The organism is Pseudomonas sp. zfem002, from assembly GCF_032621685.1.
GTDB classification, from domain to species: domain Bacteria; phylum Pseudomonadota; class Gammaproteobacteria; order Pseudomonadales; family Pseudomonadaceae; genus Aquipseudomonas; species Aquipseudomonas japonica.
This window is the reverse complement of record NZ_JAVYJH010000002.1, coordinates 191,254-210,665: the sequence shown is the minus strand read 5'-3', so window position 1 is coordinate 210,665 and position 19,412 is coordinate 191,254. Positions and strand designations below refer to the sequence as shown.

General features: G+C 63.7%; 22 protein-coding genes. 21 read left to right on the top strand and 1 reads right to left on the bottom strand.

Going from position 1 to position 19,412, the window contains the following annotated elements; genetic code table 11:
• Positions 1 to 12: 12 nt before the first annotated feature.
• The 5 genes from tgt (at position 13) to RTI28_RS04255 (ending at position 5,043) form a co-directional block, all read left to right on the top strand.
• Positions 13 to 1,128, top strand: coding sequence for a tRNA guanosine(34) transglycosylase Tgt (gene tgt / locus RTI28_RS04275; RefSeq protein WP_009399721.1), 1,116 nt, complete (start codon positions 13 to 15; stop codon positions 1,126 to 1,128).
• 47 nt (positions 1,129 to 1,175) lie between these two features.
• Positions 1,176 to 1,517 carry a preprotein translocase subunit YajC gene (gene yajC, locus RTI28_RS04270; RefSeq protein WP_042120850.1) on the top strand — a complete coding sequence of 114 codons (342 nt, stop codon included), beginning with the start codon at positions 1,176 to 1,178 and terminating at the stop codon, positions 1,515 to 1,517.
• A gap of 62 nt (positions 1,518 to 1,579) precedes the next feature.
• Complete coding sequence (gene secD, locus RTI28_RS04265; protein WP_316919275.1) at positions 1,580 to 3,445, top strand: protein translocase subunit SecD; 1,866 nt, start codon at positions 1,580 to 1,582, stop codon at positions 3,443 to 3,445.
• Positions 3,446 to 3,454: 9 nt separating this feature from the next.
• Complete coding sequence (gene secF, locus RTI28_RS04260; RefSeq protein WP_316919274.1) at positions 3,455 to 4,366, top strand: protein translocase subunit SecF; 912 nt, start codon at positions 3,455 to 3,457, stop codon at positions 4,364 to 4,366.
• Between the two features lie 119 nt (positions 4,367 to 4,485).
• A complete protein-coding gene (locus RTI28_RS04255) occupies positions 4,486 to 5,043 on the top strand; it encodes a glycine zipper 2TM domain-containing protein (protein ID WP_316919273.1) in 558 nt (185 codons plus the stop codon).
• Between the two features lie 184 nt (positions 5,044 to 5,227).
• Here RTI28_RS04255 and suhB read toward each other — a convergent pair whose 3' ends face one another.
• Positions 5,228 to 6,043, bottom strand: a complete 816-nt coding sequence (suhB, locus tag RTI28_RS04250) for an inositol-phosphate phosphatase (protein WP_042120846.1) — start codon at positions 6,041 to 6,043, stop codon at positions 5,228 to 5,230.
• 146 nt (positions 6,044 to 6,189) lie between these two features.
• On the opposite strand from suhB, the gene trmJ reads away from it, so the two are divergent.
• The 16 genes from trmJ to hisS all read left to right on the top strand — a co-directional run bounded on the left by trmJ (position 6,190) and on the right by hisS (position 19,388).
• The gene (trmJ, locus tag RTI28_RS04245) at positions 6,190 to 6,951 is read left to right on the top strand and encodes a tRNA (cytosine(32)/uridine(32)-2'-O)-methyltransferase TrmJ (RefSeq protein WP_316919272.1); all 762 of its coding nucleotides are present in this window, start codon (positions 6,190 to 6,192) and stop codon (positions 6,949 to 6,951) included.
• On the top strand, positions 6,952 to 7,734 hold the full coding sequence (cysE, locus tag RTI28_RS04240) for a serine O-acetyltransferase (protein WP_316919271.1): 783 nt from the start codon (positions 6,952 to 6,954) through the stop codon (positions 7,732 to 7,734).
• 166 nt (positions 7,735 to 7,900) lie between these two features.
• Positions 7,901 to 8,392, top strand: coding sequence for a Fe-S cluster assembly transcriptional regulator IscR (iscR, locus tag RTI28_RS04235; RefSeq protein ID WP_316919270.1), 492 nt, complete (start codon positions 7,901 to 7,903; stop codon positions 8,390 to 8,392).
• Between the two features lie 43 nt (positions 8,393 to 8,435).
• Positions 8,436 to 9,650: an IscS subfamily cysteine desulfurase gene (locus tag RTI28_RS04230; RefSeq protein WP_316919269.1), complete on the top strand. Its 1,215-nt coding sequence runs from the start codon at positions 8,436 to 8,438 to the stop codon at positions 9,648 to 9,650.
• A 46-nt stretch (positions 9,651 to 9,696) separates the two neighbouring features.
• Positions 9,697 to 10,083, top strand: a complete 387-nt coding sequence (iscU, locus tag RTI28_RS04225; RefSeq protein ID WP_003248539.1) for a Fe-S cluster assembly scaffold IscU — start codon at positions 9,697 to 9,699, stop codon at positions 10,081 to 10,083.
• 28 nt (positions 10,084 to 10,111) lie between these two features.
• Positions 10,112 to 10,435: an iron-sulfur cluster assembly protein IscA gene (gene iscA, locus RTI28_RS04220; protein WP_316919268.1), complete on the top strand. Its 324-nt coding sequence runs from the start codon at positions 10,112 to 10,114 to the stop codon at positions 10,433 to 10,435.
• Between the two features lie 8 nt (positions 10,436 to 10,443).
• Positions 10,444 to 10,965, top strand: coding sequence for a co-chaperone HscB (hscB, locus tag RTI28_RS04215; protein WP_009398509.1), 522 nt, complete (start codon positions 10,444 to 10,446; stop codon positions 10,963 to 10,965).
• Between the two features lie 42 nt (positions 10,966 to 11,007).
• Complete coding sequence (gene hscA, locus RTI28_RS04210; RefSeq protein ID WP_316919267.1) at positions 11,008 to 12,873, top strand: Fe-S protein assembly chaperone HscA; 1,866 nt, start codon at positions 11,008 to 11,010, stop codon at positions 12,871 to 12,873.
• Positions 12,873 to 13,214, top strand: coding sequence for an ISC system 2Fe-2S type ferredoxin (fdx, locus tag RTI28_RS04205; protein ID WP_042120838.1), 342 nt, complete (start codon positions 12,873 to 12,875; stop codon positions 13,212 to 13,214). The genes hscA and fdx overlap by 1 nt, the downstream gene beginning before the upstream one ends.
• 14 nt (positions 13,215 to 13,228) lie before the next feature.
• Positions 13,229 to 13,429: a Fe-S cluster assembly protein IscX gene (iscX, locus tag RTI28_RS04200; protein WP_042120837.1), complete on the top strand. Its 201-nt coding sequence runs from the start codon at positions 13,229 to 13,231 to the stop codon at positions 13,427 to 13,429.
• A 92-nt stretch (positions 13,430 to 13,521) separates the two neighbouring features.
• Entirely contained in the window at positions 13,522 to 13,947 is a 426-nt protein-coding gene (gene ndk, locus RTI28_RS04195) for a nucleoside-diphosphate kinase (protein WP_009398515.1), read from the top strand.
• Positions 13,948 to 13,975: 28 nt separating this feature from the next.
• A complete protein-coding gene (rlmN, locus tag RTI28_RS04190) occupies positions 13,976 to 15,118 on the top strand; it encodes a 23S rRNA (adenine(2503)-C(2))-methyltransferase RlmN (protein ID WP_042120836.1) in 1,143 nt (380 codons plus the stop codon).
• Positions 15,119 to 15,131: 13 nt separating this feature from the next.
• Positions 15,132 to 15,893, top strand: coding sequence for a type IV pilus biogenesis/stability protein PilW (gene pilW, locus RTI28_RS04185; RefSeq protein WP_316919266.1), 762 nt, complete (start codon positions 15,132 to 15,134; stop codon positions 15,891 to 15,893).
• Complete coding sequence (locus tag RTI28_RS04180; protein WP_316919265.1) at positions 15,893 to 16,957, top strand: RodZ domain-containing protein; 1,065 nt, start codon at positions 15,893 to 15,895, stop codon at positions 16,955 to 16,957. The genes pilW and RTI28_RS04180 overlap by 1 nt, the downstream gene beginning before the upstream one ends.
• A 3-nt stretch (positions 16,958 to 16,960) precedes the next feature.
• Complete coding sequence (gene ispG, locus RTI28_RS04175; protein WP_316919264.1) at positions 16,961 to 18,070, top strand: flavodoxin-dependent (E)-4-hydroxy-3-methylbut-2-enyl-diphosphate synthase; 1,110 nt, start codon at positions 16,961 to 16,963, stop codon at positions 18,068 to 18,070.
• A gap of 28 nt (positions 18,071 to 18,098) precedes the next feature.
• A complete protein-coding gene (gene hisS / locus RTI28_RS04170) occupies positions 18,099 to 19,388 on the top strand; it encodes a histidine--tRNA ligase (RefSeq protein ID WP_316919263.1) in 1,290 nt (429 codons plus the stop codon).
• The last annotated feature ends 24 nt before the right edge of the window (positions 19,389 to 19,412 follow it).

The window sequence follows — 19,412 nt, the reverse complement described above, 5'->3', positions numbered from 1 at the left end:
CGCACCTGTCGTATGTCCTTCGAGTTGCTGGCCACCGACGGCAAGGCCCGTCGCGGCCGCCTGACCTTCCCCCGTGGCACCGTGGAAACCCCGGCCTTCATGCCGGTGGGCACCTATGGCACGGTCAAGGGCATGCTGCCGCGGGACATCGAGGCCATCGGCGCCGAGATCATCCTCGGCAACACCTTCCACCTGTGGCTGCGCCCAGGCACCGAAGTGATCAAGGCCCACGGCGACCTGCACGATTTCATGCAGTGGAAAGGCCCGATCCTCACCGACTCCGGCGGCTTCCAGGTGTTCAGCCTCGGCGCCATGCGCAAGATCAAGGAAGAGGGCGTGACCTTCGCCTCGCCGGTGGACGGCTCGAAAGTCTTCATGGGCCCGGAAGAGTCGATGCAGGTCCAGCGCGACCTGGGCTCGGACATCGTGATGATCTTCGACGAATGCACGCCGTACCCGGCCGACGAGGACGTGGCGCGTATCTCCATGGAACTCTCGCTGCGCTGGGCCCAGCGCTCGAAGAATGCCCACGGCGACAGCACCGCGGCGCTGTTCGGCATCGTCCAGGGCGGCATGCACCAGGACCTGCGCATGCGCTCCCTGGAAGGCCTCGACAAGATCGGCTTCGACGGCCTGGCCATCGGCGGCCTGTCGGTGGGCGAGCCGAAGCACGAAATGATCAAGGTGCTGGACTACCTGCCCGGCCAGATGCCGGCTGACAAACCTCGTTACCTTATGGGTGTTGGCAAGCCGGAGGATCTTGTGGAGGGTGTGCGCCGCGGCGTTGACATGTTCGATTGCGTGATGCCTACGCGCAATGCGCGCAACGGCCATCTGTTCATCGACACCGGCGTGCTGAAAATCCGCAATGCGTTCCATCGTCATGATGATTCGCCCCTGGATCCGACCTGCGACTGCTACACCTGCCAGAACTTCTCCCGCGCTTATCTGCATCACCTGGATAAATGCGGCGAAATGCTCGGCGCCATGTTGAATACGATCCACAACTTGCGGCATTACCAGCGCTTGATGGCTGGTTTGCGCGAGGCTATTCAACAGGGTACATTGGCCGCCTTTGTCGACGCCTTTTATGCCAAACGCGGACTTCCCGTACCGCCTTTGGATTGATGTTTTGCCATCCTGACAAACACAACTTCTGCAAACTGGAGTGCTAAATGAGCTTTCTGATCCCTGCCGCTTACGCGGACGCCGCAGCCCCTGCCGCTGCTGCCGGCCCGGCCGGTACCGGTTTCGAATGGATCTTCCTGGTCGGTTTCCTGGTCATCTTCTACCTGATGATCTGGCGCCCACAGGCCAAACGGGCCAAAGAGCAGAAGAACCTGCTGAGCAACCTGCAAAAGGGCGACGAAGTCGTCACCAACGGCGGTATCGCCGGCAAGATCGTCAAGGTCAGCGATGACTTCGTCGTTCTGGAAGTGTCCGACTCGGTCGAACTGAAGTTCCAGAAAGGCGCTGTAGCGGCCACCCTGCCGAAAGGCACGCTGAAAGCGATCTAAGTTACGTTTTTCACCAATCGACGGGGCGCGCAAGGCGCCCCGCGTCTTGAACGGGCGGCGTGATGCTGAACAAAACTCCTCTATGGAAATACGCACTGATCCTGGTCGTACTGGTGATCGGTTTTATTTATTCCGCTCCCAACCTCTATCCTGACGACCCGGCGGTGCAGGTCAGCGGCGCCAGCACCGCGCTGCAGGTGAGCCAGGCCGATCTGGACCGTGCCAGCAAGGCGCTGACCGACGCCGGGATCGCGGTGAAGGCAGCCACCCTGGGCGAGAACGGCAAGGGCGCGCTGCTGCGTCTGAGCAAGCAGGAAGACCAGCTTCCGGCCAAGGATGTGGTGCGCAAGACACTGGGTGACGATTACGTGGTGGCGCTGAACCTGGCCCCGACCACCCCACAATGGCTGCGCAACCTCGGGGCACACCCGATGAAGCTGGGTCTGGACCTGTCCGGTGGTGTGCACTTCCTCCTCGAAGTGGACATGGACAAGGCCATGGCCGCGCGCCTGAAAGTCTACGAAGGTGAGGTGAAGAGCCTCCTGCGCAAGGAAAAAGTCCGCTACCGCAGCCTGCCGCAGCAGGATGGTGGCATCCAGCTGGGCTTCTCCGACGACGCGACCCGCGAACAGGCACGCAGCCTGATCCGCAAGAATTTCAACGATTTCGACCTGACCACCACCGAGCGTAACGAGCTGTCGGTGCTGCGTCTGGCCATCACCCCGGCGAAGATCACGGAAATCCGTGAATACGCGATCAAGCAGAACCTGACCACGGTACGCAACCGCGTCAACGAGCTGGGTGTCGCCGAGCCACTGGTACAGCGCCAGGGCGCCAACCGCATCGTGGTCGAGCTGCCGGGCGTGCAGGACACCGCCGAAGCCAAGCGTATCCTCGGCAAGACCGCCAACCTGGAATTCCGCCTGGGCGCCGAGCCTGGTGCGTCGAAAGCCACCACCGAGGTCTTCGAGTTCCGTGAAGGCGGGCGTTCGGCGATGGTCGAGCGTGGCCTGATCATCACCGGTGACCAGGTCACCGATGCCCAGGCCAGCTACGACGAGCACGGCCGTCCGCAGGTGAACATCCGTCTCGACGGCCATGGCGGCGAGCTGATGAGCCGCGCCACCCGCAGCAACGTCGGGCGCAGCATGGCGGTGATCTTCATCGAGCAGCGTCCGGTCACCCGCTACGAGAAGCAGACCGTGGGCGGCGTCGAGAAGGACGTGGCGATCCAGACCTTCCAGGAAGAGAAGAAGATCATCAGCCTGGCGACCATCCAGTCGCCGCTGGGCAGCCAGTTCCGCATCACCGGTCTCAACGGCCAGGGCGAATCCTCCGAGCTGGCCCTGCTGCTGCGTGCCGGTGGCCTGGCCGCGCCGATGTACTTCGCCGAAGAGCGCACCATCGGCCCGAGCCTGGGTGCCGACAACATCACCAAGGGTATCGACGCTTCCCTGTGGGGCATGCTGTTCGTCTCGCTGTTCATCATGGCCATCTACCGCTTCTTCGGTCTGATCGCCACCGTCGCCCTGGCGGGCAACATGGTCCTGCTGCTGGCGCTGATGTCGCTGCTCGGCGCGACCCTGACCCTGCCGGGTATCGCCGGTATCGTGCTGACCATGGGCATGGCGGTGGACGCCAACGTGCTGATCTTCTCGCGGATCCGCGAGGAGCTGGCCAATGGCATGTCCGCGCAGCGCGCCATCCACGAAGGTTTCGACCGTGCCTACACGGCGATTCTCGACGCCAACCTGACCACCCTGCTGGTCGGCGGCATCCTCTTCGCCATGGGCACCGGCCCGGTGAAGGGCTTCGCGGTCACCATGTCGCTGGGTATCTTCACCTCGATGTTCACCGCCATTCTGGTTACCCGTGCGATCGTCAACTCGATCTACGGCGGCCGCGACGTCAAGAAGCTGTGGGTTTAAGGGGCTGCCATGCTACGTACGATCAACTTCATGGGCGTGCGCAACGTTGCGTTCGCCATCACCATGCTCCTTACCGTGCTGGCCCTGTTCAGCTGGTTCCACAAGGGCCTGAACTTCGGCCTGGACTTCACCGGCGGTACGCTCATCGAGCTGACCTACGAGCGTCCGGCCGACCTCGGCCAGGTGCGCGAGGAGCTGGTCAAGTCCGGTTTCCATGAGGCCGTGGTGCAGAGCTTCGGCGCGACCACCGACCTGCTGGTGCGCATGCCGGGCGATGATCCGCAACTGGGCAACAAGGTCGCCGATGCGCTGAAGGCGGCGGGCGGCGACAACCCGGCCACGGTCAAGCGCGTCGAGTTCGTCGGCCCGCAGGTGGGTGAGGAGCTGCGCGACCAGGGCGGCCTCGGCATGCTCCTGGCGCTGGGCGGCATCCTGATCTACCTGGCCTTCCGCTTCCAGTGGAAGTTCGCCGTGGGCGCAATCGTCTCGCTGATCCACGACGTCGTGGTGACCATGGGCATCCTTTCGTTCTTCCAGATCACCTTCGACCTGACGGTGCTGGCGGCGGTGCTGGCGATCATCGGTTACTCGCTCAACGACACCATCGTCGTGTTCGACCGGGTTCGCGAGAACTTCCGGGTCCTGCGCAAGGCTTCGCTGATCGAGAACATCAACATCTCGACCACCCAGACCCTGCTGCGTACCGTGGCGACCTCGGTGTCGACCCTGCTGGCCATCGCCGCGCTGCTGGTGTTCGGTGGCGACAACCTGTACGGCTTCTCCCTGGCACTGTTCATCGGTGTCCTGGCGGGTACCTACTCGTCGATCTACATCGCCAACGTGGTGCTGATCTGGCTGAACCTGAGCAGTGAAGACCTGATTCCTCCGGCGAAAACCGAGGGTGTGGACGACCGTCCATAAGGCTTTTTCCTACGCCTCTGGCGGAAGAAGAGGGCGCGAGTATTGAACTCGCGCCCTTTTTTTTGCTCCAAGGCTGGGAGAAGCGCGGTGAAATCCGCGGGGTAAATCAGGAGGTTCACGTGAACAAGTCGATGCTCGTGGGTGCGGTACTGGGTGCTGTCGGTGTGACTGCCGGAGGTGCTGTCGCGACCTACAGCCTGGTCAACAGCGGACCGGAGTATGCCCAGGTGGTGGGTGTGCAACCGGTCAAGCAGACCGTCAAGACGCCACGGGAAGTCTGCAAGGACGTCACGGTCACGCGGCAGAAGCCGGTACAGGACCAGCATCAGATCGCCGGTACGGTGGTCGGTGCGCTGGCCGGTGGCCTGCTCGGCAACCAGATCGGTGGCGGCACCGGCAAGAAGATCGCCACGGTGGCGGGTGCGGTCGGCGGCGGTTACGCCGGCAACAAGGTCCAGGAACACATGCAGAACAGCGACACCTACACCACCACCCAGACTCGCTGCAACACGGTGAATGACGTGAGCGAGAAGGTCATCGGGTATGACGTGAAGTACTCGATCGGCGACAAGGTGGGGCAGGTGCGCATGGATCGTGATCCAGGCTCGCAGATTCCGTTGGACAAGCAGGGCAATCTGGTTCTGGGTCAGGCACAGCCGGGGCAGTCTGCACAATAAGTGGTGTGGCTGATGGCCTCATCGCGGGCAATGCCCCGCTCCCACAGGGACCGCGTGCGCCACTGGGCCTTGTGGGGGCGGGCGTTGCCCGCGATGAGGCCGGTCCAGTCAACACGGCACCCTCCCAGAATTGCAGGCACAAAAAAAGCACCTCGAAAGGTGCTTTTTTCATTTCAGGCGAAACTCAGCGTTTGACCGAAGGCGGCAGGTGCGGCTGGATGGCGGTGAGAACGGCCTTGAAGCACTTGATGTTGCCGGCGACCACATGACCCTTTTCGAGGAAGTCATGACCACCGGTGAAGTCGCTGACCAGACCGCCTGCTTCCTGGATCAGCAGTGCGCCGGCAGCCATGTCCCATTCGGACAGGCCCGATTCCCAGAAGGCATCGAAACGACCAGCGGCGACGTAGGCCAGGTCCAGGCTGGCGGAGCCGGCGCGGCGGATGCCGGCGGTCTGGCCAACCAGGGCGCGGAACATGCCCAGGTAGTTGTCGAGGTATTCCATCTGGTTGTCACGGAACGGGAAGCCGGTGCCGAGCAGCGCGCCTTCCAGGCTGGTGCGCGAGCTGACGCGCAGGCGACGACCGTTCAGCTGGGCGCCACGGCCACGGCTGGCGGTGAATTCTTCCTGGCGGACAGGATCGAGAACCACGGCGTGTTCCAGGCGGCCACGGTATTTGCAGGCGATGCTCACCGCGAAATGTGGAACGCCACGCAGGAAGTTGGTGGTGCCATCCAGCGGATCGATGATCCACAGGTAGTCTTCGCCTTCGCCGCTACCGGCATGCAGACCGGTTTCTTCGCCCTGGATGGCGTGGGTCGGGTAGGCCTTGCGCAGGGCGTCGATGATGACCTTTTCCGCCGCGCGGTCGACTTCGGACACGTAGTCCTTGGCGTCCTTCTCATCAACCTTGATGGTATCCAGGCGTTCGATTGAGCGGAAAATCAGTTCGCTGGCGCTGCGGGCGGCGCGCAGCGCGATATTCAGCATGGGCTGCATGGACGTTTCACCTGAGATGTTAAAGAAAGCCGAACATTCTATCAGAAAACTTCCGGGGCAGAAGGGTAACATTTGCTTACGTAGCGTTGCGCCGGTCCCTTCTGTAAGATTTGCTCCCCCTGATTTGATGCCTGTGAGCGCCTGACGTGCTGGAAAATATTCGTGTCGTCCTGGTCTGTACCAGTCATCCCGGCAACATCGGCGGGGCTGCGCGTGCCATGAAGAACATGGGACTGTCGCGCCTCGTCCTGGTGGATCCGGCGGATTTCCCTTCTCCCGAGGCCAGCGCCCGCGCGTCTGGCGCCGACGATGTGCTGGCGGGCGCGCAAGTGGTCGCCACCCTCGAAGACGCCCTGGTCGGCTGCACCCTGGTGGTCGGCACCAGCGCCCGCAGTCGCAGCCTGCCGTGGCCGATGCTCGATCCCCGCGAGTGCGGCGCCGAGGCGGTGAAGCGGGCGGCGCAGGGCGAGGAAGTGGCCCTGGTGTTCGGCCGTGAACACGCCGGCCTGACCAACGACGAGCTGCAGCGATGTCACTACCACGTGCATATCCCCTCCAACCCGGACTTCAGCTCGCTGAACCTGGCGGCTGCGGTGCAGGTGCTGTCTTACGAAGTTCGCATGGCCTGGCTCGCCCGTGAGCCCCAGGCCGTGCCTGTGAACAAGGACGAAGCGGTCGAAGAACTGGCCACCATGGATGAAATGGAGCGTTTCTACGGCCATCTGGAAAGCACCCTGGTGCAGATCGGGTTCCTCGATCCGGCCAAGCCCAAGCACCTGATGCCGCGTCTGCGGCGCCTGTTCGGGCGCAGCGCGGTGAATCGTTCGGAAATGAGTATTTTGCGCGGCATCCTCACCGAAACCCAGAAAGCGGCCCGGGGCGATGCGCACAAGCGGAAGGATCAATAGATGTTCGAGCGTCTGCGTGAAGATATCCAAAGCGTTTTCCACCGTGACCCGGCGGCGCGCAATGCCTTCGAGGTGCTGACCTGCTATCCGGGCATGCACGCGATCTGGCTGCACCGCGCGGCGCACAGCCTGTGGAAGAGGGACTGGAAGTGGCTGGCCCGCCTGGTGTCCAACTTCGGGCGCTGGCTGACCGGTATCGAGATTCACCCGGGGGCGAAGGTCGGCCGCCGCTTCTTCATCGACCACGGCATGGGCATCGTCATCGGCGAGACCGCCGAGATCGGCGACGACGTCACCCTCTACCAGGGCGTGACCCTGGGCGGCACCAGCTGGAACAAGGGCAAGCGTCACCCGACCCTGGAGGACGGCGTGGTGGTCGGCGCCGGCGCCAAGGTGCTGGGCCCGTTCACTGTCGGCGCCGGGGCCAAGATCGGCTCCAACGCGGTGGTGACCAAGGCGGTGCCGGCCGGCGCCACCGCGGTGGGCATTCCCGGGCGCATCATCGTCAAGAGCGATGGCGAGCAGGAAGCCCGGCGCAAGGCCATGGCCGAGAAGATCGGCTTCGATGCCTACGGCGTCAGCGAGGACATGCCGGACCCGGTGGCCCGCGCCATTGGTCAGTTGCTCGACCACCTGCAGGCCGTCGACGGCCGCCTGGAAGACATGTGCGGTGCCCTGACCAGGCTCGGCAGCGACTACTGCGCCAAGGAGCTGCCGGCCTTGCACGACGAGGACTTCGCCTGCGTGAAGGGCGAAGTGCGCGGCGACGCGACGACGCATTGACAGCTGTGCGCGACATTGGGGCGTGTGCTCACGCCCCGACTTTGCTATGATCTGCGCCGCCCTCCAGGCGTAAACCCGACTAAAGCAGTGGGTCTTATAGTTGACTTAAATGCTCGGGAATCGCATACTCGCACACATTCCGTAACCTCCGTGGTATCAAATAGCCATGCGACTGACTACCAAAGGCCGATACGCCGTGACTGCCATGCTCGACCTGGCATTGCACGCGCAGAATGGGCCGGTCTCCCTGGCCGACATTTCCGAGCGCCAAGGCATTTCCCTTTCCTACCTGGAACAGCTGTTCGCCAAGCTGCGCCGCAGCAACCTGGTGTCCAGCGTGCGCGGTCCGGGTGGCGGCTACCAGCTGTCGCGGACCATGGAAAGCATCCAGGTTGCCCAGGTCATCGATGCGGTCAATGAATCGGTCGATGCCACCCGCTGCCAGGGGCTCGGTGATTGCCATGCCGGTGATACCTGCCTGACCCACCACCTGTGGTGCGACCTGAGCGCGCGGATCCACGAATTCCTCAGCGGAATCAGCCTGGCCGACCTCGTGACCCGCCGTGAGGTCCAGGAAGTCGCCCAGCGCCAGGACCTGCGCCGCATCGCCGGCCGTGCCCCGCATCTGGACAAGATTGAAACGTCCGCCGTCGAATGACCGTATCGAACGAGCGACGCGCCTGCCTGATAGGAGATATTCAATGAAGTTGCCGATCTACCTCGATTACTCCGCGACCACTCCGGTCGACCCACGTGTCGCCCAGAAGATGAGCGAATGCCTGCTGGTCGACGGGAACTTCGGTAACCCGGCGTCGCGCTCCCACGTCTTCGGCTGGAAAGCCGAGGAAGCGGTCGAAAACGCCCGCCGCCAGGTCGCCGACCTGGTCAACGCCGACCCGCGCGAGATCGTCTGGACCAGCGGTGCCACCGAGTCCGACAACCTGGCCCTGAAGGGTGTTGCGCACTTCTACGGCAGCAAGGGCAAGCACATCATCACCTCCAAGATCGAGCACAAGGCGGTCCTGGACAGCACCCGCCAGTTGGAGCGCGAAGGCTTCGAGGTCACCTACCTGGAGCCGGGCGAAGATGGCCTGATCACGCCGCAGCTGGTGGAAGCCGCGCTGCGTGACGACACCATCCTGGTCTCGGTCATGCACGTAAACAACGAGATCGGCACCATCAACGACATCGCTGCCATCGGCGAACTGACCCGCTCCCGCGGCGTGCTGTTCCACGTCGATGCCGCGCAGTCGACCGGCAAGGTCGAGATCGACCTGCAGAAGCTGAAGGTCGACCTGATGTCCTTCTCCGCGCACAAGACCTACGGTCCGAAAGGCATCGGCGCGCTGTACGTCAGCCGCAAGCCTCGCGTGCGTCTGGAAGCGGCCATGCACGGCGGCGGTCACGAGCGCGGCATGCGTTCCGGCACCCTGGCCACCCACCAGATCGTCGGCATGGGCGAAGCCTTCGCCGTGGCGAAGGAACTGATGGCCAGCGAGAACGTGCGCATCAAGGCCCTGAGCGATCGCTTCTTCAAGCAGGTCCAGGGCCTGGAAGAGCTGTACGTCAACGGCAGCCTGACCTCGCGCATTCCGCACAACCTGAACCTGAGCTTCAACTACGTCGAAGGCGAGTCGCTGATCATGGCGCTCAAGGACCTGGCCGTTTCGTCCGGTTCCGCCTGTACTTCGGCATCCCTCGAGCCGTCCTACGTCCTGCGCGCCCTGGGCCGCAACGACGAGCTGGCGCACAGCTCGATCCGCTTCACCTTCGGTCGTTTCACCACCGAAGAAGAAATCGACTACGCCGCGCAGAAAGTCTGCGAGGCCGTTACCAAGCTGCGTGAGTTGTCGCCGCTGTGGGATATGTACAAAGACGGCGTCGACATCTCCAAGATCGAGTGGGCTGCGCACTAAGTAGTCGCCGGCAAGAGCGGCTCTCTGATGAGGAAGGAATTGCACCATGGCATACAGTGAAAAGGTCATCGACCACTACGAAAACCCGCGCAACGTCGGCAAGATGAATGCCGAAGACCCGGATGTCGGCACCGGCATGGTCGGCGCTCCGGCGTGCGGCGACGTGATGCGCCTGCAGATCAAGGTCAACGAGCAGGGCGTCATCGAAGACGCCAAGTTCAAGACCTACGGCTGTGGCTCGGCCATCGCTTCCAGCTCCCTCGCCACCGAGTGGATGAAGGGCAAGACCCTGGACGAAGCCGAAACCATCAAGAACACCCAGCTGGCTGAAGAGCTGGCCCTGCCGCCGGTCAAGATCCACTGCTCGGTACTCGCTGAAGACGCCATCAAGGCGGCTGTCCGCGATTACAAGCAGAAGAAAGGTTTGATCTAACAGCCTGGATGCAGGTCAAGGAGTCTCGATGGCTATCAGCATGACAGAAGCCGCCGCCAACCACGTGCGGCGCTCCCTCGAAGGACGCGGCAAAGGCGATGGCATTCGCCTGGGCGTGCGCACTACCGGCTGCTCCGGCCTGGCCTACGTGCTGGAGTTCGTCGACGAGCCGAACGATGAAGACCAGGTCTTCGAAAGCCATGGCATGAAGGTGATCATCGATCCGAAAAGCCTGGTCTACCTCGACGGCACCGAACTGGATTTCGTCAAGGAAGGGTTGAACGAAGGCTTCAAGTTCAACAATCCCAACGTGCGCGGTGAGTGTGGCTGCGGCGAAAGCTTCAACGTCTGAGGCTGCGCGTGGGTACTCCTTGTCATTTCGCCCTGTTTGACCTGCAACCGGACTTCCGCCTGGACCTGGACCAGCTGGCCACCCGCTACCGCGAGCTGGCCCGCGCCGTGCACCCGGATCGTTTCGCCGATGCCTCCGAGCGCGAGCAGCGCCTGGCGCTGGAGCGCTCCGCCGGTCTCAACGAGGCCTACCAGACCCTCAAGAGCGCGCCCCGTCGGGCGCGTTACCTGTTGGCGATCAGCGGTCACGAAGTGCCGCAGGAAGTCACCGTCCACGATCCCGAGTTCCTCTTCCAGCAGATGCAATGGCGCGAAGAGCTCGAAGACCTCCAGGACAGTGCCGACCTCGATGGCGTTGCCGCGTTCAAGCGCCGCCTGAAAGTCGCCCAGGAAGCCCTCAACGAGGAGTTCGCCGCCTGCTGGAACGATGCCGCGCAGCGTGATCAGGCCGAGCGCCTGATGCGCCGCATGCAGTTCCTCGACAAGCTCGCCTACGAAGTGCGCCAGCTGGAAGAGCGCCTCGACGATTAACCCGGTGCCGCCCGTGGCGACACCTTTGGTATTCAGATAAGCATGGCCCTACTGCAGATCGCCGAACCCGGTCAGAGCCCTCAACCCCACCAGCGTCGTCTGGCCGTGGGTATCGACCTTGGCACCACCAATTCGCTGGTCGCTGCCCTGCGCAGTGGTCTTTCCGCTCCGTTGCCCGACGCCGAAGGCCGGGTCATCCTGCCGTCCGCGGTGCGCTACCACGCCGACCGCGTCGACGTCGGCCATGCCGCCCGCGAGGCCGCGTCGGCCGATCCGCTGAACACCATTCTCTCGGTCAAGCGCCTGATGGGCCGTGGCCTGGCGGACGTCAAGCAGCTCGGCGAGCAACTGCCGTACCGCTTCGTCGGCGGCGAGTCGCACATGCCGTTCATCGACACCGTGCAGGGCGCGAAGAGCCCGGTGGAAGTGTCGGCGGACATCCTCAAGGTGCTGCGTCAGCGTGCCGAAGACAGCCTCGGCGGCGAGCTGGTGGGGGCGGTGATCACCGTTCCGGCCTATTTCGACGACGCCCAGCGCCAGGCCACCAAGGACGCCGCGCGTCTGGCCGGTCTCAACGTCCTGCGCCTGCTCAACGAGCCGACCGCGGCTGCCGTGGCCTATGGCCTGGACCAGAACGCCGAAGGCGTCGTGGCCATCTATGACCTGGGTGGCGGGACCTTCGACATTTCCATCCTGCGCCTGACCGGCGGGGTCTTCGAAGTGCTGGCCACCGGTGGCGATACCGCCCTGGGCGGCGACGATTTCGACCATGCCATCGCCAGCTGGATCGTGCAGTCCGCCGGACTGTCTTCCGACCTCGACCCGGGCGCCCAGCGTCGCCTGCTGGAAACCGCCTGCGCGGCCAAGGAAGCCCTGACCGACGCCGACGCCGTGACCGTGCGCTACGACGCCTGGCAGGCCGAGCTGACCCGTGCTGCCTTCGATGCGCTGATCGAACCGATGATCGCCCGCAGCCTCAAGGCCTGCCGCCGCGCCGTGCGCGACAGCGGCATCGAGCTGGAAGAGGTCAGCGCGGTGGTCATGGTCGGTGGTTCGACCCGTGTGCCGCGGGTGCGCAGCGCCGTGGGCGAGCTGTTCGGTCGTCAGCCGCTGACCGATATCGACCCGGACCAGGTGGTCGCCATCGGCGCCGCGATCCAGGCCGATACCCTGGCCGGCAACCGCCGTGAAGGCGGCGAGCTGCTGCTGCTCGACGTGATTCCGCTGTCCCTGGGCCTGGAAACCATGGGCGGGCTGATGGAGAAGGTGATTCCGCGCAACACCACCATCCCGGTCGCCCGCGCCCAGGAATTCACCACCTATAAAGACGGCCAGAGCGCGATGATGATCCACGTGCTCCAGGGCGAGCGCGAACTGATCAGCGACTGCCGTTCCCTGGCGCGCTTCGAGCTGCGCGGCATTCCGGCCATGGTCGCCGGTGCGGCGAAGATCCGCGTGACCTTCCAGGTCGACGCCGACGGCCTGCTCAGCGTCTCGGCACGGGAGCTGGGTTCGGGCGTCGAATCGAGCATCCAGGTCAAGCCGTCCTACGGCCTGACCGACGGCGAGATCGCGCGCATGCTCAAGGACTCCTTCGAACATGCCGGCAACGACAAGGCCGCGCGGCAGTTGCGTGAGCACCAGGTCGACGCCGAGCGCCTGCTCGAAGCGGTGCAGGGCGCCCTCGACGCCGATGGCGAGCGCCTGCTGGATGCCGAGGAGCGCGCGGCGATCGAACAACAGATGCAAGACTTGCGTGATTTGATGAACGGCACCGATGGCGCGGCCATCGAGCAGCAGACCAAGCGTCTGTCGCAGGTGACCGATGCCTTTGCCGCCCGGCGCCTTGATTCGACGGTAAAAGCCGCACTGGCCGGGCGCAACCTGAATGAGATCGAGGATAACTGATGCCGCAGGTAACATTTCTGCCCCATGAGAAGTTCTGTCCGGACGGCCTGACCGTCGAGGCAGCACCGGGGACTTCCATTCTCGAACTGGCCCATGACCATCACATCGAGATCGAAAGCGCCTGTGGCGGGGTGTGCGCCTGCACCACCTGCCACTGCATCGTGCGCAAAGGCTTCGACTCGGTGGAAGAAGCGGACGAACTGGAAGAAGACATGCTGGACAAGGCCTGGGGCCTGGAAGCACAGTCGCGCCTGGCGTGCCAGGTGAAGGTCGGTGACGAAGACCTGACCATCGAAATTCCGAAGTACTCGCTCAACCACGCCGCCGAAGCGCCGCACTGATTCCCGGAGTCGACATGAGTCTGAAATGGGTTGATGTACTTGAAATTGCTATCCAGCTTGCCGAAAGCAAGCCGGAAGTCGATCCTCGCTACCTGAATTTCGTCGATCTGCACAGCTGGGTGCTGGCATTGCCGGACTTCAGCGACGATCCGTCCCGCGGTGGCGAGAAGGTCCTGGAAGCCATCCAGGCCGCCTGGATCGAAGAAGCCGACTGACGCGCGCTCGGCAGGTTAGGCAATCCCCCGGAACCCGCGTATAATTCGCGGGTTTAATTTTTCGCATCACTTACTGTTTCTGGAGTTACACCATGGCTGTTCAACGCACTTTCTCCATCATCAAGCCTGACGCCGTTGCCAAGAACGTGATCGGCAAGATCACCACCCGTTTCGAAGACGCCGGCCTGAAAATCGTCGCTTCGAAAATCAAGCAACTGTCCAAGGCCGAAGCCGAAGGCTTCTACGCCGAGCACAAAGAGCGCGGCTTCTTCGGCGACCTGGTTGCCTTCATGACTTCCGGTCCGGTTGTCGTTCAGGTTCTGGAAGGCGAAAACGCCATCGCTCGCAACCGTGAGCTGATGGGCGCCACCAACCCTAAAGAAGCCGCTCCAGGCACCATCCGTGCCGACTTCGCCGAGTCCATCGACGCCAACGCCGTCCACGGTTCGGACTCCGAAGCCGCTGCCGCTCGCGAAATCGCCTACTTCTTCGCAGCTACCGAGGTAACCACTCGCTAAGCCACGGCTGACGAGTGAGGGTGAATCCATGACGACATCTACCGACAAAATCAACCTGTTGGGGCTGACCCAACCGGAAATGGAAAAGTTCTTCGACTCGATAGGGGAGAAGCGCTTCCGTGCCGGCCAGGTAATGAAATGGATTCACCACTTTGGCGTCGATGATTTCGACGCCATGACCAACGTCGGCAAGGCCCTGCGCGAAAAACTCAAGGCTCGCGCCGAGATTCGCGGCCCGGAAGTGGTCAGCGAGGACATTTCCTCGGACGGCACCCGCAAGTGGGTCGTGCGCGTCGCCTCCGGCAGTTGCGTCGAAACCGTCTACATCCCCCAGGGCAAGCGCGGTACGTTGTGCGTATCGTCCCAGGCCGGTTGCGCCCTGGACTGCAGTTTCTGCTCCACCGGCAAGCAAGGATTCAACAGCAACCTCACCGCCGCCGAAGTGATCGGCCAGGTGTGGATTGCCAACAAGTCGTTCGGCTCCGTGCCGGCCACCATCGACCGCGCCATCACCAACGTGGTGATGATGGGCATGGGCGAGCCGCTGCTGAACTTCGACAACGTGATCGCTGCCATGCACCTGATGATGGACGATCTCGGCTACGGCATCTCCAAGCGCCGGGTGACCCTGTCCACCTCCGGCGTGGTGCCGATGATCGATGAGCTGGCCAAGCACATCGACGTCTCCCTGGCCCTGTCGCTGCACGCGCCGAACGACGCGCTGCGCAACGAACTGGTGCCGATCAACAAGAAGTACCCGCTCAAGGTCGTCCTCGACTCCTGCATGCGCTACATGTCGGAACTGGGCGAGAAGCGCGTGCTGACCATCGAGTACACCCTGCTCAAGGACGTCAACGACAAGCTCGAACACGCCGTGGAAATGGCCGAGCTGCTCAAGAACGTGCCGTGCAAGATCAACCTGATCCCGTTCAACCCGTTCCCGCACTCCGGCTACGAGCGTCCGAGCAACAACGCCATCCGTCGCTTCCAGGATCACCTGCACCACGCGGGCTTCAACGTCACCGTGCGCACCACCCGTGGCGAGGACATCGACGCCGCCTGTGGCCAGCTGGTCGGCCAGGTGATGGACCGCACCCGTCGCAGTGAGCGTTACATCGCCGTGCGGCAACTGAACGCCGACGCCGATTCCAACGGCGTGGCGGGCAACTGAGACGAGGATCGCCATGACCCTGCGCGCCGCGCTGCCGCTTGTTCTGCTGACGACGCTGCTGTGCGGCTGTGTCAGCTCCGGCGGTTCCGGCGCAAAGTTCAGCGGCAAGGCGCGTGACGAAGCGCGCCAGGCCTATGTGCAGTTGGGCCTGGGGTATCTGCAGCAAGGCCAGACCGAGCGGGCGAAGATTCCGCTGAAGAAGGCCCTCGAACTCGGTGCCGACGATGCCCAGGCCAATGCGGCACTGGCCCTGGTGTTCCAGCGCGAAGGCGAGACCGAACTGGCCGAGGCGCACTTTCGCAAGGCCCTGTCGGCCACGCCCTCCGATGCGCGGATCCGCAACAACTACGGCAGCTTTCTCTACGCTCACGGGCAATATGCCAAGGCACAGCAGATGTTTCGCCAAGCCGCGGCCGATACCCTGTATCCTGAGCGGTCCCGGGTGTTCGAGAACCTCGGCCTGACCTCTCTGAAGCTGGGGCAGCGCGACCAGGCGCGGGAATACCTGGAGAAAGCCTTGCGTCTCGACCGGACGCAGCCCAAAGCCCTGCTGGAAATGGCTGAGATGTCTTACGAAGACAGGCATTATGTGCCGGCTCGCGATTTCTACGACCGGCACAGCCGTCTGAGTGAACCGAGCGCCCGCAGCCTGTTGCTTGGCAGTCGCCTGGCAACGGTCTTCGCAGAAACGACCAAGGCCAGCGAACTGGGCCTGCAATTACAACGACTTTATCCCGGTACGCCGGAATACCAGCAATACCTGTCGGAGCAATGATGAAAGCGGCGCATCCCGAAGCAGCAGCAGCGACTCGCGAAAATCCCGGTGAGATTCTGCGTCAGGCCCGTGAAAAGCGGGGCTGGGAGCAGGCCGAAGTGGCCCGCAAGCTCAATCTGACCGTGAGTTCCCTGAACAACCTCGAAGACGGCGCCTTCGACAAGCTGCCTGGGCATACCTTCGCCCGCGGCTATATCCGCGCCTACGCCAAACTGCTGGACATGGACCAGGCCGCCCTGGTCCAGTCCTTCGACCACTGCACCGGCACCCATGCCCAGGGCAGCGACGTGCACGCGCTGGGCCGCATCGAGGAGCCGGTGCGCCTGTCGCACAACATCCTGCGCATCGTCAGCCTGCTGTTGCTGGTGGTCGTCGTCGGCGGTGGCTTCGTCTGGTGGAAAGACCAGAGCGGCAACGCCGGCAAGGAACTGTTCAGCATCGCCCCGGAACATATCGAAGTGGAAAGTGCCGACGGCACGACCCAGATCCATCCGCTGGACGAGCCGGAAGACCAGGCCGTGACCGCGGGCGAACAACCTGAAACCGTGCTTCCGCTCACCGAGCAGGCGCCAGCCGGCGCTGCCGAAGCCGCGCCGCAAACCCCGGCAGCCGCCACCCCGGTCGCGCCGGTGACCAGCGCGCCAGCCGTGACCGCCGCACCGGCCACGCCGAGCGCTGCTACCGCACCGGTTGCCCAGGTTGCCGCAACGCCCGCACCTGCTGCACCGGTCGCCCCGGTTGCGCCGGTGACCGCTCCGGTCGTCGCCGCCGCCACGCCGGCCCCTGTGGCTGCGACCACCCAGCCTGTCGCAGCGCCAGCCGGCAGTGGCCAACTGCATGTACAGTTCACCGCCGATTGCTGGACCTCGGTCACCGACGGCAACGGCAAGGTCCTGTACAGCGGCATCAAGCGCAAGGGTGAAACCCTCGAACTGGCCGGCAAGCCGCCGTTCGCCGTGCGCCTGGGCGTTGCCCGCGGCGCGCAGATCAGCTGGAACGGCCAGCCGGTCGATGTCGCTCCGTTCACCAGTGGCGAGACCGCTCGCCTGAAGTTGGGACAATAAGTCATGCACGGCGAATCTCCGATCAAACGTCGCGAATCCCGGAAAATCTGGGTCGGTAACGTACCTGTCGGCGGCGATGCTCCCATCGCCGTCCAGAGCATGACCAACACCGATACCAACGACGTCGCCGCCACCGTGGCGCAGATCAACCGTCTGGTCGACGCCGGCGTCGACATCGTCCGCGTCTCGGTACCGGACATGGATGCCGCCGAAGCCTTCGGCCGTATCAAGCAGCAGGTCAGCGTGCCGCTGGTCGCCGACATCCACTTCGACTACCGCATCGCCTTGCGCGTGGCCGAGCTGGGCGTCGACTGCCTGCGCATCAACCCGGGCAACATCGGTCGCGAAGACCGTGTGCGCGCGGTGGTCGATGCCGCGCGTGACCGCGGCATCCCGATCCGCATCGGCGTCAACGCGGGCTCGCTGGAAAAGGACCTGCAGAAGAAATACGGCGAACCGACCCCGGCGGCGCTGGTGGAATCGGCGCTGCGCCATGTCGAGCACCTCGATCGCCTGGATTTCCAGGACTTCAAGGTCAGTGTGAAGGCCTCCGACGTGTTCATGGCCGTCGAAGCCTACCGCCTGCTGGCCAAACAGATCGTGCAGCCGCTGCACCTGGGCATCACCGAAGCCGGTGGGTTGCGCTCGGGCACGGTGAAATCGGCGGTCGGTCTGGGTATGCTGCTCGCCGAGGGGATTGGCGATACTATCCGCATCTCGCTGGCGGCCGATCCGGTCGAGGAAGTGAAGGTCGGTTACGACATCCTCAAGTCGCTGCACCTGCGTTCCCGTGGCATCAACTTCATCGCCTGCCCGAGCTGCTCGCGGCAGAACTTCGATGTGGTCAAGACCATGAACGAGCTCGAAGGCCGTCTGGAAGACCTGCTGGTGCCGCTGGACGTCGCGGTGATCGGTTGCGTGGTCAACGGCCCCGGTGAAGCCAAGGAAGCTCATGTCGGGCTGACCGGCGGCACACCGAACCTGATCTACATCGATGGCAAGCCGGCGCAGAAACTGACCAATGACAACCTGGTGGATGACCTGGAAAGGCTCATCCGCCAGAAAGCGGCCGAGAAGGCCGAGGCCGACGCGGCAGTGATTGCCCGCGGTTGACCGCTACCGTTTTCGTTAAGGATTTTTCGTGAGCAAATCGCTGCAAGCCATTCGTGGCATGAACGACATCCTGCCCGAGCAGACGCCCCTGTGGCGCTATTTCGAGAGCACTGTGGCGGGCCTGCTGGATACCTATGGCTATCGCCAGATCCGCACGCCGATCGTCGAGTTCACCGAGCTGTTCAAGCGTTCCATCGGTGAAGTGACCGATATCGTCGAAAAAGAGATGTACACCTTCACCGACCGCAACGGCGACTCCCTGACCCTGCGTCCGGAAGGTACCGCCGCCTGCGTGCGCGCGGTGCTGGAGCACGGTATCAGCGGCAACGAGCAGGTGCAGAAACTCTGGTACATCGGCCAGATGTTCCGCCACGAGCGTCCGCAGAAGGGCCGCTATCGCCAGTTCCACCAGATCGGCGTGGAGGTGTTCAACCTCCAGGGTCCGGACATCGACGCCGAACTGATCGCCCTGACCTGGCGCCTGTGGGGCCAGCTCGGCCTGCGCGACGCGGTGACCCTGGAGCTCAACAGCCTTGGCACCAGCGAAGCCCGCGCCCGTTACCGCGAGGCCCTGGTGGAATTCCTCTCCGCCCGTCTCGACCAGCTGGACGAAGACAGCCTGCGCCGCCTGAAGACCAACCCGCTGCGCATCCTCGACAGCAAGGACGCCCGGACACAGGCCGCCCTGGTCGGCGCGCCGAAGCTGGAAGAGTACCTGGACGAAGAGTCGCGCATTCACTTCGAAGGCCTCAAGTCACGCCTGGATGCCGCCGGCATTCCCTACGTGATCAACACCAAGCTGGTGCGCGGCCTCGACTACTACAGCAAGACCGTGTTCGAGTGGGTCACCGACAAACTCGGCGCCCAGGGCACCGTCTGTGCCGGTGGCCGCTATGACGGCCTGGTCGAGCAGATGGGCGGCAAGCCGACCCCCGGCGTCGGTTTCGCCATGGGGATCGAGCGCCTGATCCTGCTCCTGGAAACCCTGGAGCTGGTGCCCGAGTCGATCTCCCGCCAGGTCGACGTCTACCTCTGCGCCTTCGGCGAAGCGGCCGAGCTGGCCGGCCTGCAACTGAGCGAGCGTCTGCGTGATCGCCTGCCGAACCTGCGCCTGCAGGTCAACGCCGGTGGCGGCAGCTTCAAGAGCCAGTTCAAGAAGGCCGACAAGAGCGCCGCACTGTTCGCCCTGATCCTCGGGGAGGACGAGCTGGCGCAACAAGTGGTAGGTTTCAAACCCCTGCGTGGTCAGGGCGAACAACAAAACATTGCCTGGGATGCTCTGGCCGAGCACCTGGAAGCTTCCCTCGCGCAGGCGTGAAGCGCCCACAGCCGAATTGTCGAA